Source organism: Nitrospira sp. MA-1, from assembly GCA_032139905.1.
Taxonomy (GTDB): Bacteria; Nitrospirota; Nitrospiria; order Nitrospirales; family UBA8639; genus Nitrospira_E.
In genome coordinates, this window is record JAQJDB010000007.1 from 1,250,101 (window position 1) to 1,264,765 (window position 14,665).

General features: G+C 50.0%; 17 protein-coding genes and 1 tRNA gene. 9 read left to right on the forward strand and 9 right to left on the reverse strand.

Going from position 1 to position 14,665, the window contains the following annotated elements:
* The first annotated feature begins 1 nt into the window (after position 1).
* From PJI16_18460 to rfaQ, 3 genes are all read left to right on the forward strand, one after another.
* Positions 2-322, forward strand: a complete 321-nt coding sequence (locus PJI16_18460; protein ID MDT3779551.1) for a hypothetical protein — start codon at positions 2-4, stop codon at positions 320-322.
* A gap of 89 nt (positions 323-411) precedes the next feature.
* Positions 412-1,050, forward strand: a complete 639-nt coding sequence (locus tag PJI16_18465; GenBank protein MDT3779552.1) for a hypothetical protein — start codon at positions 412-414, stop codon at positions 1,048-1,050.
* Positions 1,051-1,135: 85 nt separating this feature from the next.
* Complete coding sequence (gene rfaQ, locus PJI16_18470) at positions 1,136-2,134, forward strand: putative lipopolysaccharide heptosyltransferase III (GenBank protein ID MDT3779553.1); 999 nt, start codon at positions 1,136-1,138, stop codon at positions 2,132-2,134.
* Positions 2,135-2,548: 414 nt separating this feature from the next.
* On the opposite strand, the gene PJI16_18475 is transcribed toward rfaQ, so the two are convergent.
* Together PJI16_18475 and PJI16_18480 are read right to left on the reverse strand one after the other, a co-directional pair.
* Positions 2,549-3,610: a hypothetical protein gene (locus PJI16_18475; GenBank protein MDT3779554.1), complete on the reverse strand. Its 1,062-nt coding sequence runs from the start codon at positions 3,608-3,610 to the stop codon at positions 2,549-2,551.
* A 131-nt stretch (positions 3,611-3,741) separates the two neighbouring features.
* Positions 3,742-3,832: transfer RNA gene (locus PJI16_18480), tRNA-Ser, on the reverse strand.
* Between the two features lie 366 nt (positions 3,833-4,198).
* Between PJI16_18480 and PJI16_18485 the strand changes: the two genes are divergently transcribed.
* Positions 4,199-4,480 (forward strand): hypothetical protein, encoded by a 282-nt coding sequence (locus PJI16_18485; protein MDT3779555.1) that lies wholly within the window; start codon positions 4,199-4,201, stop codon positions 4,478-4,480.
* On the opposite strand, the gene PJI16_18490 is transcribed toward PJI16_18485, so the two are convergent.
* The 3 genes from PJI16_18490 to PJI16_18500 all read right to left on the reverse strand — a co-directional run bounded on the left by PJI16_18490 (position 4,481) and on the right by PJI16_18500 (position 5,820).
* Positions 4,481-4,810, reverse strand: coding sequence for a hypothetical protein (locus tag PJI16_18490; protein ID MDT3779556.1), 330 nt, complete (start codon positions 4,808-4,810; stop codon positions 4,481-4,483).
* Between the two features lie 104 nt (positions 4,811-4,914).
* Positions 4,915-5,130: a hypothetical protein gene (locus PJI16_18495; protein MDT3779557.1), complete on the reverse strand. Its 216-nt coding sequence runs from the start codon at positions 5,128-5,130 to the stop codon at positions 4,915-4,917.
* 54 nt (positions 5,131-5,184) lie between these two features.
* Positions 5,185-5,820 carry a thioredoxin domain-containing protein gene (locus PJI16_18500; protein ID MDT3779558.1) on the reverse strand — a complete coding sequence of 212 codons (636 nt, stop codon included), beginning with the start codon at positions 5,818-5,820 and terminating at the stop codon, positions 5,185-5,187.
* Between the two features lie 515 nt (positions 5,821-6,335).
* Here PJI16_18500 and PJI16_18505 point away from each other — a divergent pair.
* Together PJI16_18505 and PJI16_18510 are read left to right on the forward strand one after the other, a co-directional pair.
* The gene (locus tag PJI16_18505) at positions 6,336-6,656 is read left to right on the forward strand and encodes a cupin domain-containing protein (protein ID MDT3779559.1); all 321 of its coding nucleotides are present in this window, start codon (positions 6,336-6,338) and stop codon (positions 6,654-6,656) included.
* 258 nt (positions 6,657-6,914) lie between these two features.
* Positions 6,915-7,109 carry a hypothetical protein gene (locus PJI16_18510; GenBank protein ID MDT3779560.1) on the forward strand — a complete coding sequence of 65 codons (195 nt, stop codon included), beginning with the start codon at positions 6,915-6,917 and terminating at the stop codon, positions 7,107-7,109.
* Between the two features lie 124 nt (positions 7,110-7,233).
* Here the strand turns inward: PJI16_18510 and PJI16_18515 are convergent, their stop codons facing one another.
* From PJI16_18515 to PJI16_18530, 4 genes are read right to left on the reverse strand one after another with little or no spacing between them, the layout of a single operon-like run.
* The gene (locus tag PJI16_18515; protein ID MDT3779561.1) at positions 7,234-8,607 is read right to left on the reverse strand and encodes a DUF4340 domain-containing protein; all 1,374 of its coding nucleotides are present in this window, start codon (positions 8,605-8,607) and stop codon (positions 7,234-7,236) included.
* A gap of 1 nt (position 8,608) precedes the next feature.
* Positions 8,609-10,117 (reverse strand): Gldg family protein, encoded by a 1,509-nt coding sequence (locus PJI16_18520; protein MDT3779562.1) that lies wholly within the window; start codon positions 10,115-10,117, stop codon positions 8,609-8,611.
* Positions 10,118-10,122: 5 nt separating this feature from the next.
* On the reverse strand, positions 10,123-10,893 hold the full coding sequence (locus PJI16_18525; protein MDT3779563.1) for an ABC transporter permease: 771 nt from the start codon (positions 10,891-10,893) through the stop codon (positions 10,123-10,125).
* A 26-nt stretch (positions 10,894-10,919) separates the two neighbouring features.
* Complete coding sequence (locus PJI16_18530; protein MDT3779564.1) at positions 10,920-11,882, reverse strand: ABC transporter ATP-binding protein; 963 nt, start codon at positions 11,880-11,882, stop codon at positions 10,920-10,922.
* 244 nt (positions 11,883-12,126) lie between these two features.
* Here PJI16_18530 and PJI16_18535 point away from each other — a divergent pair, with 244 nt between their 5' ends.
* The 3 genes from PJI16_18535 to PJI16_18545 all read left to right on the forward strand — a co-directional run bounded on the left by PJI16_18535 (position 12,127) and on the right by PJI16_18545 (position 14,473).
* Positions 12,127-12,756, forward strand: coding sequence for an OmpA family protein (locus tag PJI16_18535; protein MDT3779565.1), 630 nt, complete (start codon positions 12,127-12,129; stop codon positions 12,754-12,756).
* Positions 12,757-12,943: 187 nt separating this feature from the next.
* Positions 12,944-13,315: a hypothetical protein gene (locus tag PJI16_18540; GenBank protein MDT3779566.1), complete on the forward strand. Its 372-nt coding sequence runs from the start codon at positions 12,944-12,946 to the stop codon at positions 13,313-13,315.
* Between the two features lie 363 nt (positions 13,316-13,678).
* The gene (locus PJI16_18545; GenBank protein MDT3779567.1) at positions 13,679-14,473 is read left to right on the forward strand and encodes a YdcF family protein; all 795 of its coding nucleotides are present in this window, start codon (positions 13,679-13,681) and stop codon (positions 14,471-14,473) included.
* Positions 14,474-14,665 lie beyond the last annotated feature (192 nt).

A 14,665-nucleotide genomic window follows, 5' to 3' on the forward strand; every position in this document is an offset into this window, starting at 1 on the left:
AATGGGTTGGATAACATCCTGGCCGGTTTGGATGGTATTGCTATCGGCAGGGGTAACGGTAGGGCTCCCTCGCGTTCCGTATTATCAGCAGGGACTTCCATATATCTATGACCTCGGGGGGATGGCTTTGGTGGTTTGGTTCATAGGACTTGGGCTTCTCATTCTTGGACTCTATTTCGTCGTCATGGGAATTGTGGGTGCCGAATGGTTCCTGAGCAGGAGGCTCTCTGCGGTACTCTTTGGAGGCGCAGCGCTGATTCTTGGTGAATGCTGTCATTGGCTCTATCTGTTTTTGTTGGAGATGTCAGTCAGAGTGACATGAGACCTGGATTTCTTCAAATGCTCTCGGACAAGCCTTCACTTCTCGATGATACACGTCAAGGACAGGCACGGCTGTGTTGGAGGAACTTTGTGGAGGCGCTCTTTTTTTGTGTGACGATGACGCTCCTGGCAAAATGGTCTACCAATTTGCCGGCGTGGGGGGACGTCATTGCCTCAGAAAACGGGCCGGTTGAGATGATGAGTGCGGGCGTATGGTTTGTCGCTATGGTGTGGAGCCTGACTGCGGGCCTCAGTCATTCCCATCATCGCATTGAGTGGTTGGGGCTCACGGCTCTCTGCCTCCTTTTTGGGCTGCGGGAGTTAGATGCGCATGTCTGGGCGACTGGATGGAACATTGATAAGGTTGCGAATTATTGGAACCCGACCTTTCCGCTTTGGGAACGACTGTTGGTGATTGGGGGTATGATTATTCCCGTCATGGTTATTGGAATAGTCCTCTGTTTTCGAATCTGGTCACGACTGGCGGCAGCATGGAATAGTCGGGCTCCCTGGATTGGGCAATTGACCCTGGGAGGCATGCTGCTGAGTTTCTGTGTGGTGGTGGATAAAGTGCATGGCTATTATCTTCCCATTCTTGGGTTGGAAGACGCACAGCTATTCTTCATGGCGCTGGAAGAATTTGGAGAATATGTACTGGGAATTTATACCGTGTCGGTCTTATGGCCCTACTGGCAAGCAGCTCTTCTTTTCCATGATGCGGATTCCTGAAATGACGTTCCTCTCGGACGGTATTCTCAACGGTTTCCCTATCTGAATATGGTTCCAGGATAGTCTGGATGCGACCACTATTCACATGAAACGTATTCTTCTTATTAAGCTTCGGTATATCGGGGATGTCGTGTTATCCACTCCTCTTCTCCCCATTCTGCGCAAGCGATTTCCGGAGGCCTCACTCACCTTTCTGGTGAATCCTGGAACGGAGAGTGTGTTAATCGGCAATCCTCATCTGCAGAAAATCATGGTGCTGCCTCGTGAGGGATGGGGCAAACAATTGGCATGTTACCAAGCGGTGCGTCAGGCTCGTTTCGATGGTGTGGTGGATTTAACAGACGGGGATCGCTCTGCATTTCTATCATATTGGAGTGGTGCCAGGATCAGGCTGGGGTTTAATCGGGAGGACCGGTGGCGTGGAAAACTGTATACGCATGTGCTGCCATCAGCTTATGGCTCCATGCACATGGTGGATTATCATGCCCAGGTCTTGCCCGCCTTAGGAATCAGTGATCCCGTCGGCAATCCGGAATGGTATCTGCGACCTGAAGATCACGAGCAAGGCGATCACCTGATGGCCTCGCTCCAGATCGGGCGGGCGCCATTGGTGCTTCTTCATCCTCCAGCGCGATACGCCAAAAAAGCCTGGCCTCTTGAACGATTTGCCGCCTTGGCCGATTGGCTGGCCGATCAGGGAGCGGTTGTGGCCTTGATCGGGCACCAGTCAGAGATGCTAATAGGACAACAGATTGTCAATCTGAGCAGGTCCAAACCGCGCAATGTGATGGGGCAAACCGGTTTGCGTCAACTGGCGGTAGTGATGAAGCGAAGCGCCTTATTTATCGGGAACGATGGGGGCCCGATGCATATGGCGGCAGCCGTCGGTTGTCCTGTTCTCGGGTTATTCGGTCCATCGGACCCTCATGTGTGGGGTCCGAGAGGGAAAAAGGTTTCCGTGATTTATAAGGGCCTGGACTGCGAAGAATGTTTTCATGACGCATGTTCCCGGGGAGAAGAAGGGTGTATGCGGCAAATATCAGTCGAGGAAGTCTGCCGGGTTGCGGACCTGTTCCTGGATTGAGTTTTCGTGATCACTCAGGAACTCAAAACTCTGTGACGGCAGTTGTTGAATATTTCAAATATGTTGTTTTTTTCAATGGGCATATGAATGACAGAAACCAACCTGAGGACAATGAGGGAGTCTTAAAGAGGCGTGTCCATCAACGCTCCTGTCAGTGTTGTTCAATATGGGAGTGTTGAATAATTATATTTTCCAATGGCATATTCATCCGCAGGAACGTTGCAAATTAGAGGCCTCGGGGCGGTTCAAAAAAGCATGTCCTGAGATTTTCGAAGGGTTCGTCCAGTCCTGCCCTGAGTCATGCCGAAGGGAAGGCCGCAGTCATTTTTGCGCGCAGAGCGTACTTCCAGTACGTGAGCACGGAAAAATGGCGAGAACGCCGCTGGCGGCTTTTTTCAACAGCTCCAAATGCCCTTACGGGAAGGCGGGTAAGGGTGCATAGATGAGGGGATGGCCAACCAATTCCTCCAGCCATTGTTCCGTGGCTTGATGAGAAAGAGGTCGTTGATTGAGTCGAATCTCCAGACGAAAGTCACCATTCGTGCCCACCAGACCCACGATGGCTGCGACGTCCTCACCTTCAGGAAGGAGATAGTCGGTCTGGAATTCCGCCAGGCTGCCATAGACCCGACCTTGCGGCTCCAAGAGCTGAAGCAACTCAGGCATATCGGACAGCGTGCAGTGAATAGAACATCGATACATGAACCGGGGATTGGGTGTGATTCCAGTGAAATCCAAGAGGGCAGGTTCGGGAAATCCTGTGAGATAGACGCGCAAATTGGCAGGTTGCCCCTGATAGGTCGCAGCCAGTTGACTGGCTGGAACCAAAAATTCAAAAGGATCGGGCGAGTTGAGTTCAAATTGGCAGGGTCCAAACGCATCCGGCCATGAGCAAAAGAGCGGTGTATCGGTTCGGTCTGTCTGCAGCAGGACTCGTGCGCCTTTTTGCGTCACCTCAATCGGAAGATCCAAGATCTGAATGGCAGTCCGAAAGGCACTTTCCCGGTCCGTGAGCCAAAATCTGTCTCGTGGTTTGGCAAGTATTTCGCCTGGTGTAATGACGTCGGTGGTATGAACCCGGACACGAATGAATCCATGAGTATGTCGGAATCCGAGCCAAAGCCAGGCTTCAGGAAGGAGTGTTGTCAGCGGCTGAGTCATACGCCAGGGATGCGCGATCGAGCAGTAGGTGTTGACCGATTGATGCGTTTGGAATATGGAGTGATAGTGGCCTGCCAAGAGAAAAAAGTCGCCCTGCCAGTTGTCGAGGAGATGTAATAAGGTGACATCCTCGGTGGGCCATGGCGCGAGCGTTTGGATGTGCTGTGGATGGCCCACCTCCCATTCTTCGATATAGCCGATCATCTCCTTGTCCTCATGGATGGAGGTTAGGCCTAACTGCCTCAATTTGCTCGCCACCAATAAAATATCCTCGAAGGAGAGCGTCGATTGGGTTTCCCAACGATGTTCACGCATGGGTTATATTCAGCAAAGCGAAATGCGGGGCAGGTGGATCATTCGGTTCCAACGATATCGGATAGAGATGGCCGGAGGAAGGGGTGAAGGTTAAGGAACGAAGGCAGATCTGGAAAATTTGACGAAAAATATGGCGGAGAGGGCGGGATTTGAACCCGCGGTAGGCTTTTGACCTACGACGGTTTAGCAAACCGTTGCCTTCGGCCACTCGGCCACCTCTCCGCGCAAGTGTATGTCAATTGATTGTGACTACTTATAGAGTAACAGCATGGGTAACTTCAAGAGCAGATTGCATCAGGATTGCGGTTGAACCGCTTGTTGGAAAATCCAATCCCCAAACCATGTGCCGACGATTCCCCATAAATATATATCCCTATCCATCAGATTGGTGATCCTACCATGCCCAAACGGTTCTTGGATATATTTTCCACAAGCTTTTTGTAGGATGATATAAGGCGCAGAGATAGGAAGTCGGGTCGCGGATTTTCCGAAATAAACCATTGGTCAATGGAATGAATTGGGGACTTATGTGATGACGCCGGGACAGGAGCATCGCGTGGTCTTAGCCAATCAAGTGGGGGCACGGTCATGGCGGATGCCATCAAGTTTCAAGCCGCCGGGTCGCCCACGCTGAATGGGCCGACCCTATCATTTCTAAAACAATGCGATTTCAAAACTTCCCTCCTAGGTGCACAGTTCAGCATTGGGTGGTTTGAAATCTCAGCCAGATTTCTCGTATTTGAATCGAAAACGGCTATCTTACCGGAGTATTTTCTCCTTTTTATTTCCCAGCAACTGAAGCTAGTGAAGCTTAGAGAATTGTGGTTTTTTGCGAGTGCGGCGCTATCAAGCCGCATAGAGCGCGGGTAATTATGTGGAAGCCAATTTGGCCAACTCAGTATCGACGAATGCGAGGATTTTTTCAGCATCCTCGACCAGGCCGTCCGTGATGTTGAGGCCTAGAGCGAGATCTTCCTCATCCAAGGTATCGGCCAATCCGTTATTTTGTAATAAGCTGACATCCCAAAATAATATTCCGGCAGTGGCCGGTTTCCCCTCGATGGAGGCGACCAGGTTAATATTATCGCCATGCTCGGTTGGAGTGCTCACAAACGTCGGCTCAGCATTCTGTTGCTTCGCTTGCCGGATAAGCTCCATGAATATTTTCAATCTTTGTAGGCTGGAAGGGTCTGTCCCCATAAATGTCTTTCCCTCTCATGAGAAGTTTGAACTGGTTCACCTGCAATTGGGAGTCCTGCGAGGTAATCGTTGAAGGTATAGAGCCTGTGGGCCAATATTTGGATTTATGCGGTTCCTTGATGGCCTGAGGTAGAAGGATCCTGCTGGTCTCGTTTCCGGGCTCGAGAGGCGATGTTTTCCATGAGCCCCGTGAGTTTTTGATATTGGGGATGGTCGGGAGAGAGTGGTTTGCCATCTTCATCGCACAACAGGTCTTGCATCCCTTCGAGCATGGCGGCCATTTCCGGAAAAATTTCGTCATCAGAATTTTTTCGTCCCATGGTGTCTTTCCTTTGCTATTGATTCGAGTCTGATTGATAAGCTCATGCTATACATTAAGATTTGCTATCTTGCTTAAGAATGCTTTCGATCACCGTCTTCAGGTTTTCGGCAGTTAAGTTTGCCACACGAATGTTTCCATCCAAAAGTACGGTTGGCGTATGCGTGACCTTGATCCGTTCTCCCCAGGTCCGGCCTTTGGCTAAGGTTTTGAAAGGCTTTCCACTGGCGAGTCCTGTTTCAAATTCTGTGGGATCGAGCCCGATTTCTTTCAGAAGGAGTGAGCGCATGGTCTTATCGAAGACTTGAATGTCTTTGTCGTGAATGGCCTGAAAGAGGAGTTCTTTCATTTCAGGACCTTTGCCCATAGTCACGGCCTGATTGTACATCTCAAAGGCCGTCGGCAGTTTGCCGGGTATGACGGGAAATCCCACCATTCTAATCTCTAACTGGTCGCCAAATTCTTTTTTCAGTTGGGTCCCGACAACCCGTTCGAACATGTGGCAATGGGAGCAGTAAAAGTCAGCGAATTCAAACAGAATGACCTTGCCGGCTTCATGCTGAGAAGGTTCCCCCTCCATCAGTTCGTATTCGCCCTGTATCGTGCTCAAGGCCACATTTGCCCATCCCATCAGGCTAAACAGGAGTATTCCTCCAATAATTCGGGCAATTTGTGTCTGTCCTGATTTCATGTTTGATCCTTTCTTGATTTCGCTTCTATTCCTGAAATTTTTCTCTCGAATCGCCGGGGCGTGTTCGGGTAACATGCTACGTTTCTGGAGGCACTCTTACTTTAGCCCATCATATCAGACTGAACCTAGGGTCATTCAAGGTTTCTGGAAAATGGGCTGTTGAAAAAAGCCGCCAGCGGCGTTCTCGCCATTTTTCCGTGCTCACGTACTGGAAGTACGCTCTGCGCGCAAAAATGACTGCGGCCTTCCCTTCGGCATGACTCAGGGCAGGACTGGACGAACCCTTCGAAAGGCTCAGGGCATGATTTTTTGAACTGCCCCGAGGCCTCTGATAGGCAACGTGCCTGTGGGTCAATAGGTCCTGGGAAAATAGTATTATTCAACACTCCTGGAAAATGAAATCGCCTCGTGGAGATCCGGGGTGGTGAGGGATTGGTCGGCGTAAGAGATTTTTGAGGATTATTCAGAGAGGGTCTAGTTGGTATCGACATTGTTCAATTGAGGAGGGCATTGACGTGAATGTGGTGAATATCCAAGACTACAGCCAGTTTTCGAATGAAAAGATGAAGAAACAGAATGTGTTTCAATCACCGAGATTTTTTTGTGATGTGTATGGTTTCGAGCCCGGCCAGGAACAAAAAGGCCATGTGCATGCCGACCAGGATAAAGTCTATTTGGTTTTGGAAGGGCAAGGCACGTTTCGGGTCGGGAGTGAAAGCCGGATACTGGGAGAAGGGCAGGGGACGATGGCTCCGGCCGGGGAAGAGCATGGCGTGGTGAACCATACGACCACCCGGCTCCGGGTGCTGGTCTTTATGGCTCCCAATCCAGGGTAAGGTTTGGGAATGAGTTGACCAATATTGGCGGTGTGACGAAAGAGAAAGGTGCCGGGGTTGCGTGGATGGTCATAGTCGATTCCTCATGCAAGGATGTAATGGTGAGATCTCATGAACGAAGAACGGTAGCAGATTCCTATATCCTAGTTATTTCAAGTCTGTGTGTTGATCGATGCCCAGGGTGCGCTGTAGGCTATGAACGTGTCAATGTTCTAAGAATATCCATCGCATGTTCAATTGATTTGGGAGGAGACGATTATGACTTGGAGTGATGCAACAACCCAGGCGACCTTCATCATGTGTGTTATTTTCTTGTTGGGAACGATGATGGTGGGGTGTTCTTCCGCACCCGAACCTCAATCGGACCCGTCCAAAAAAGACATTCAACAGGATTCAGATCGGTTCTTTAAAAAGATGAGCCAGGAAGAAAACCAACAAACTCCATCACGTTAAGAGAGAATTTCCAGAAGGCTCGGTTCGTTTTTTATCGTGCCCATCTGTTGCTCTGCTGCTCATGCAAAAGAAGCAGATATGCTACTCAAAGTGTGAAGTTGTGATGAAGGAGTGAAGAGGATGGCTATTCAGTTGAGTTGGTTTCCCGTATCAGTTTGGTTTTTGGGGGTATTTGATCAAGGATAGCCGATCGGACCTGGAATAAACCTGGCAAGCTTGCTCCTTTGGCGAAGACCAGTCCCCGTTCCCTCTTTCCCAAAATTAATTGTCCGATTTCCTTCCCATTGCGGTTCATGCCGGAAATGGTAGCGTTGGGTGAGGCCATCCCATTGTCTTTTGAGGCGGGAGAGGAATCGGGGTGGAATATTTCCGCTGGAGTATCCACGATCCGACTGACAAAAAGTTTTACCACTTCCTGATTTAACTCTGCTGAAGGATTGTCCTCTAAGATCCACTCATCGTGTTGATTGATGAGGACATAATGATCTTGTGGGGTGTGGACGGTCAGCATAGCAATGTCGGCGACTTCCATGCCAAAGAGACGTTTGTCTTGAAAATGAAACATGCCTTGAGTGATGGGTTTCAGTATCCCCGTGGGAATTTCATAGAGTGGGCCGGAGGCGGACGTAATGGCATAGGCCTTTTCCGGATCAGCAAATTGATAGAGTTCCAGATGGTGCGTGCGTGCGCCTTCTACGACTTGGATGGTGGCTTGAATGCGTGCCGGTTGCTCCAGAATCCGTTTCTTCTCTTCTTCGGTATCAATGAACCCTGTGGCGGCCAAACCTCCCAAATCCATGAGGAGGGTGCCCACGGCCGTTTTATCTGCAGGTCCTTTCACAGGACTTTGAAACATCCAATTCGGCGTCAAGCTATGGGCTCCTGCCATCCGTGTCATGACCATGGTGGAAGATCCGAGTTGAATATGAAGCTCCAGGACTCGATCCCGCTCGAAAAATAATAGGTCCTTGAGCCGAAAGTTTGTGAGAGACTTTTGAGCAAAGGTCATCACATCCAAAGTGGTGAGCACGACCTGATTGTCAGGTTTCGTTTGGACGTAAAGGGACGGAGCAAAGGGGCCGGCATCCCCTAGAGCTATTTCCTGCGTCTCAGTCGGAGTGGTGAGGGTAAGGGTGAGATAAGGGGGAGCTAATCCGTATGCTGACAAATTGCTTGGACCATCCTCGATATACCGTTTAATTTTTCCTATCGTGAGGGCTCGGAGGATCCTGCGGATTTCACGCGCATCCGCAGGGGATCGCATAGGTTCGGTCATCATCCACCGCCATTGGTCGTCACGTTCGAGGCGGATGGTGTCCGTGGGAGTGGCCCAGGTGATCTGCGTGATAGCCCGGTCATCAAAGGGCAAGATCTGTCGTTCCTGGGTTTCCTGTTTTTCCAGTTTGCGGGATTGAGGGATATCAATGAGGAGGATATAGCCTCCCAAGCCAAGAACGACCAGAGCCAGGATGAGCGTCACTCGAACGGGATTTATCATGTCAAAGACTTCGCCGCCTTTTCCAAACGGATAAACCGATAAATAAAGTAAGGAGTGGAAGGAACAGGACCTGAAAAAACACGAGCGCCTGTTCCTGCGAGGGATTCGGTATGAATGGATGAAAGGCCGGATCTTTTGGTGTCAAAGAAACTAAGGCGTCCTCTTGGGCAAGCCATGCGATGGCCTTGAGGAAAAAGTCCGTGTTTCCCGGATAGGTCAGATACCCATTGGTTGCAAACGCCGCATTGCCCACGATGAGAATGGCAGATTGAGCTGTTGGGGACTGGTCGACCGGTTTAGGGATTAAGAGGCCCGCGACGGTAAAGGGGCCTTTGGGGTCCTGCCCTGCGGTGAATTCAGGTTGAGGACTGTTCAGGTCCGTTTCTTCCCAGCTTTCCGGAGACGTTTGTGCTAAGGCGACATACTCCCAGGTCTTTCCCTGTGCCGTGTCGAAGGTCACTGAGCGGGACACAGGAAATAGGATTGGAGTGGTGAAGTCTTCGGTGATGTCATGGGTCGTAAAGGTGCGAACGAGCAACGCGGTGGGACTGCCACGTCCCAAGCGGTCCTGTTCATCGGCTAGGATGCCGGCCCCCAATTGAATGCCCCAAGGTGTGATCAGGGGATCTAACGAATCGCCACTGGCTGGATCAACCATCACCAGTACCCGTCCTCCTTTTTCCAGAAATTGACGTATCCGGTGTTGGTGCTCGACGGATACGGCTTCTGTGGAGGAGGCCACAATGAGCACTGCTGCTTCGTGAGAAGCCGTGTCTTGCCAATCCACTGTCCCGACCTCATAGCCTTGCTTGGTCAGGGCGTCGCCGGCACGAGATAATCCTGACGATTCGGTATCGGTTAGACTCTTTTCGCCATGGCCCGTAACAAAGGCAATGCGCTTTTTCTTGTCCTGTGTGACGCGGAGCAGCGCATTGGTCATGTCGGCTTCAGAAGACCGTTGGAGATAGACCTTTTGGGGACCACTTTCCACGACGACGGTATCGATTCGAGTCACTTGATACTCTTTGGCTTTGTCTGGTTGGCGTTCAGGATCGATGAAGGTCAGGGTGATGAGAGGACTCTCCTTCGCATAGGTCGTCAAGAGATCCTGGTAGCCCCCATAACCCGGGCTCCCTTCATGGGTGAAGGCGGTCATTTTTACTTCTCTTGGCAGAGTCCGAAGGACTTGATAGGTCTGTCGGCTTAGGGTGAAATTTTGCGTCTCCGAGAAATCCCATTCCGGGGCATGCTTGGCTGCGAGAAAATTGAGTAAGGCAACGACGACGCCTGCAAGCAGGACCGAAAACAGGCTGTGTGCTCCGAGTCGGGTAGACCGGGTTCGCGCTAACGCGGTGAGGCTGCGAAAATGGAAGGCGAAATAGCCCAGGAGGCACAGTGTCCCCAGGCCGAGCAGGATTGAGGAGAGGCTCCCTCCAGCAGGCTGGAACAAGGGGAGACCAAGTCCTATCAGGACTAATATGGTTCCGGCTATTCCGAGAATGGAAGCCACACGGGTTACTTCCATCGGTAGGCGTCGACGGCTTGGTGAGCGGCAAACCACATAAAGGCTATACCGGAGACGTAATAGAGAATATCTTTGAGATTAAAGAGACCACGAATCAATCGTTCATAATGTTCGCTAAACGAGAGATAGGACAGAATGTGTCCGACCGTGGTGTCCCCAACAATGCCTCCCAACGCCCCGAGCATCCAGAGACCTAAGATGCAGCCAAAGCTTAAAAAAGCCGCAATAATTTGATTCTCGGTCAGAGCCGAGGCAAACAGACCGATGGAAATGAGAAGGGCTCCCTGGAGGAACAGGGCGACATACCCAAGATAAATCGGTCGCCAATCAAAGGTTGCATAGGCGGACAGTGTTATGGGGATGAGGCTTGTCAGTGATAACAGGCCGCTATAGACGATTATCACGCTCATGAACTTTCCGGAAACGATTTCATTCACCCCAATGGGAGACGTGAGAAGGAGCTCGAAGGTTCGGAGTTTGCGTTCTTCGGCGAACAAACGCATGGTGAGTAATGGCAGAATAATCATGAGGATGAGGTTGATACTTCGAAAGAGTGGCCTGAACAACATATCATTGAGATTGAGTTGTGCGTAGGTGTTTTGAATTTGCATCAGGCGGATGGCCTGGTTACTCGCATTGGCTGCTGCGGAATAGGCCAACAGGCCCACGATGGCTAAAAATATAGCTGCGATGACATAGACCACTGGAGACACAAATGCACTTCGTAATTCTTTGGCAACAATCGTGTGAACGGGGGTCATAATTAAAGTAATCCGGCTATCTGCGGTTAGTGTGGACCACCAGGCGAGAGGTTGGGAGCGCTGGGAGTGTTGGTTTGTGTGAGCACCTTAAACGCATCCTCAAGGGTAAGGGGTTGGGTTTTTAATTCCAGGAGGCCCACATTGCGTGAGACGATAAATTGGGTCAATTCCTCTCGGATATCACGGCCCATCAGCGTGTCCAGAAGATAGGTGTGAGATGTTGCCCCTTGAGAGACTCGGATGACTCCGGGAATATGGTGAAGCGCCTCCAACAGGTCCGGGTCAGATTGCTTTACGGTCAGGCTGAGCGTTTCCGATTCACGGAGTTTGGCCCCTAGCTGTTCCGGCGTGTCCACGGCGACGATTCGGCCATGGTGAATGATAATAACTCGTTGGCAAATAGCAGTTGCCTCAGCCAGCAGATGTGTACTTAAAATAATAGTATGGGATCCCGCCAGGCTTTTAATGAGTTCCCTAATCTCAATGATTTGATTCGGGTCTAACCCTGTCGTTGGTTCGTCCAAAATCAACACGGGAGGATTGTGCAAAAGGGCTTGTGCCAAGCCGACGCGTTGTCGATATCCACGGGATAGATGTCCGATGACTCGTCCCCGAACATCGGCTAGGCCCGTTTGGGTGATGATGGTATCCATCCGTTCTGTCAATTGGTCATCAGAAAGTCGTTTAATTCTTCCCACAAAGGTTAAATATTCACTAACGGTCAGTTCCAGATAGAGCGGAGGGGTTTCAGGGAGGTATCCGATATGTTTTTTGACTTCCCATGGTGTTTCCAGGCAATCAAACCCTGCAATGCGAACGGTCCCTAGGGTTGGGGGCATAAACCCTGTCAGAATACGCATGGTCGTGGTTTTTCCTGCGCCATTAGGCCCGAGAAATGCCACGATTTCTCCCTTGTTAATGGAGAAAGAGATGTCATCCAACGCGGTTGCGTTCCCGTAGCGTTTGGTCACATGTTGAACGTCAATCATACGGATGCCCAGCTAGTTGTGTCGTGAGATGGTGAGAAAAGTGACTTTAAACAGCAATGCCTCGACAGGAGTCCGATCATACCTATGTGAAAAAAAACCCGTCAAGTTTAAACATGAGGACAGTGCCGACCGAGATTGACTCTTTTGTTGAAAGTTGTATGATAGATTTACTTTTGGAGATGATTGGGCCGTAGGAGGGATAAAACTTCGAGCTTGCCTTTGGATATTGGAGTAACGGCCACCATTGAGGAAGTTGTTTCAGGGAAATTATGCAGTCCTTGGGTTTTTAGTTGCCCTTCTAAGTGGGTGTAGTTCCTGGCATCATGTGGCAATCGTCAGTCATGGTGCTGACTTGAGGAGTGAATCTTCCTCTTCCGATTCTTCTCCTCCTTCGTTGGGGACTGCCCCATCCACTTCTGTGCCAAAGCCGGAACCGCTTCTTCCCCTAGTTTCGCAACCTACAAAATCAGAGAATCTTCCACCCGAAATAAACTCGGGTGTTACTGCCCAATCTGCGGATGACTCCCTTCTCCCCTTGAAGTTGGAAGATGTGTTTTTTGACTATGACCAATATTCCATAGAAAAGGAGGCTGTTCCTACCCTGACGCAGAACGCTCAGGTACTCCTGAAACGATATCCTTCTCGTGAAGTATTGATTGAAGGGCATTGTGATGAACGGGGAACCGAGGAATACAACCTTGTTCTGGGTGAGCGACGCGCGATGGCGGTGAAGAATTACCTTGTAGATTTAGGCGTAACCGCTTCCTCTATTCGAGTCCTTAGTTTAGGAAAACATGAACCCTTTTGTCTTCAGTCCACACTTCGGTGTTTTCGGCAGAATCGGCGAGCCCACTTTGTGTTGAAGAAACACTGAGATCTTTAACTCCATTCGTTGCCTCTTCAGTTGGAGTACTGTTCAGAACTCATGGGGATCGAGTCCATCTTGGCTGTCCCTCCTTTTAGGCTATTGAAGGCGTCCAAACCTCGGGATATCTTGGGAGAAAAATTGCAGGTTTGCCAACGAAATTCTAGCACTTTTCCTCAAAATGAGGAGGACGTCTATGCGGTTTTGGTCTCTAATAATCTGGTTCCTCCTATTGTTTCCCTCGTCGGCCCTCCCGGAGGTATGGGATTTTTCCTGTACCGAGGCTGTCTCTCTTTTGAGGGCCGCTCAGGACCGGGTCGTCCGGCAGCATGACCAATTGCAGGAAGCTAAATTTAGTCTCCGGCATGCCCCAAAAGAATTTGATGGGTGCAGGCGGAGTCGTCGTGGATTTCAAGGGGGAAAGATTCATTGTGTGACTCATCAATCCCCCCAAGGGAATCTTTTGAGAGATATCCTTGTTGCTCAACGAAGCCTTGATGCATCCATCCAGGATTTTAAAAAATACCAGAAAGATCTGGGTTTATCCTGCTCTATGCCTTCTCCCTAGCCAGGTATTCTGTTCTCTCCACTCTTATTCCACTCCACCCACAAAATACTGTCTCGGAGGGTGGTTCTCCTTCGATCCTGCTTTCAGTGTTTGGTCTGAGTTAAAACCGTCAACATGCCATGGCTGTTTTTTATCTCTTCCCGAGGAGGGCGACTTTAATCATTGGTTTAAACTCCCCCCATCTCGGGCAGAGATCATGACTGTTTTTGCTTTCATGCTCGATGAAAATGATGCTGTCCCCGGGCTAACCGTTGTTTTGCCAAACAAGAAGTGATGTTTACGTAAATTCATGTAATCATCGACCGGTGCCACTGAATAACCAGGCAAAGCTTTCCTTTCATCGATAGGAGGAAGAGATCTTTGATGCTCAGTCTTAAAAAGATTTTAGCCTCATTTTTTTCTCCTCTCTCTCTTTGTATCGAGATGATTGCTTTTGGGCTTCTCCTATTGTGTTTTTCCCGGAAGCAAAATGCTGGGAAAGTTTTCATTACCCTGGGGTTTATTCTTCTTGTCGTCAGCGGTTACGAAGGAGTGTCGGGGAGAATCATACAAACGCTGGAATCACAATATCCTCCAATTAATCTTTCTCAGGTTATGCCTCCTGGGGGTGTCGCAAATGCCCAAGGTTCCGTGAAATGGATTGTTGTCCTGGCCAGCGGCATTGCCGGAGATGCGACGTTACCTTATCAACTTCAAGTGTCCTATCATTCCCGTGTTCGGCTGATGGAGGGGATTCGGCTTCATCGCCTGCTACCCGGCAGCAAAATCATCCTGACAGGGGGGACTGGATTTGATGGGTCCCCTGAAGCGACTGCAATGAGTAGGGTGGCCGAGGAATTGGGCGTCAGTCGAGCAGATATGGTTCTGGAGGTTGAATCCCGTGATACCAAGGATCATCCTCACTATGTTCGGGAAATCGTCCATGATGAGCCTTTTATCCTGGTGACAAGTGCCTTCCATATGCCACGCGCGGTCAGGTTATTTGAGAAACAGGGTCTAATTCCAATCCCGGCATCAACAGGACATTGGGTTCCTCCCATCCAGTTTTGGTCTTTGGTGAACTTTTTTCCCAGTTCCACAGGTGTGCGCCTTGCCGAATTGGCGTATCATGAATATCTGGGATTATTGTGGGCTCGGTTTCAAGGCCAGATTGAATGAGTCGTGATGAGACGCGCTGAATCTTAATCTTTTAATGCGGATGGAAAATTAGTTGAGAAGGTTGATGCCCCTACCCTGAGCGGGGGGAGTTTACAGCAGGCCTTATTTCTCAGCTTGGGCTGTCCGATAGAGATGGAAAAGGATGTAATCGGGTAGGTTTCTTTACTTATGTTACCTGAGACTTTTTGGAGA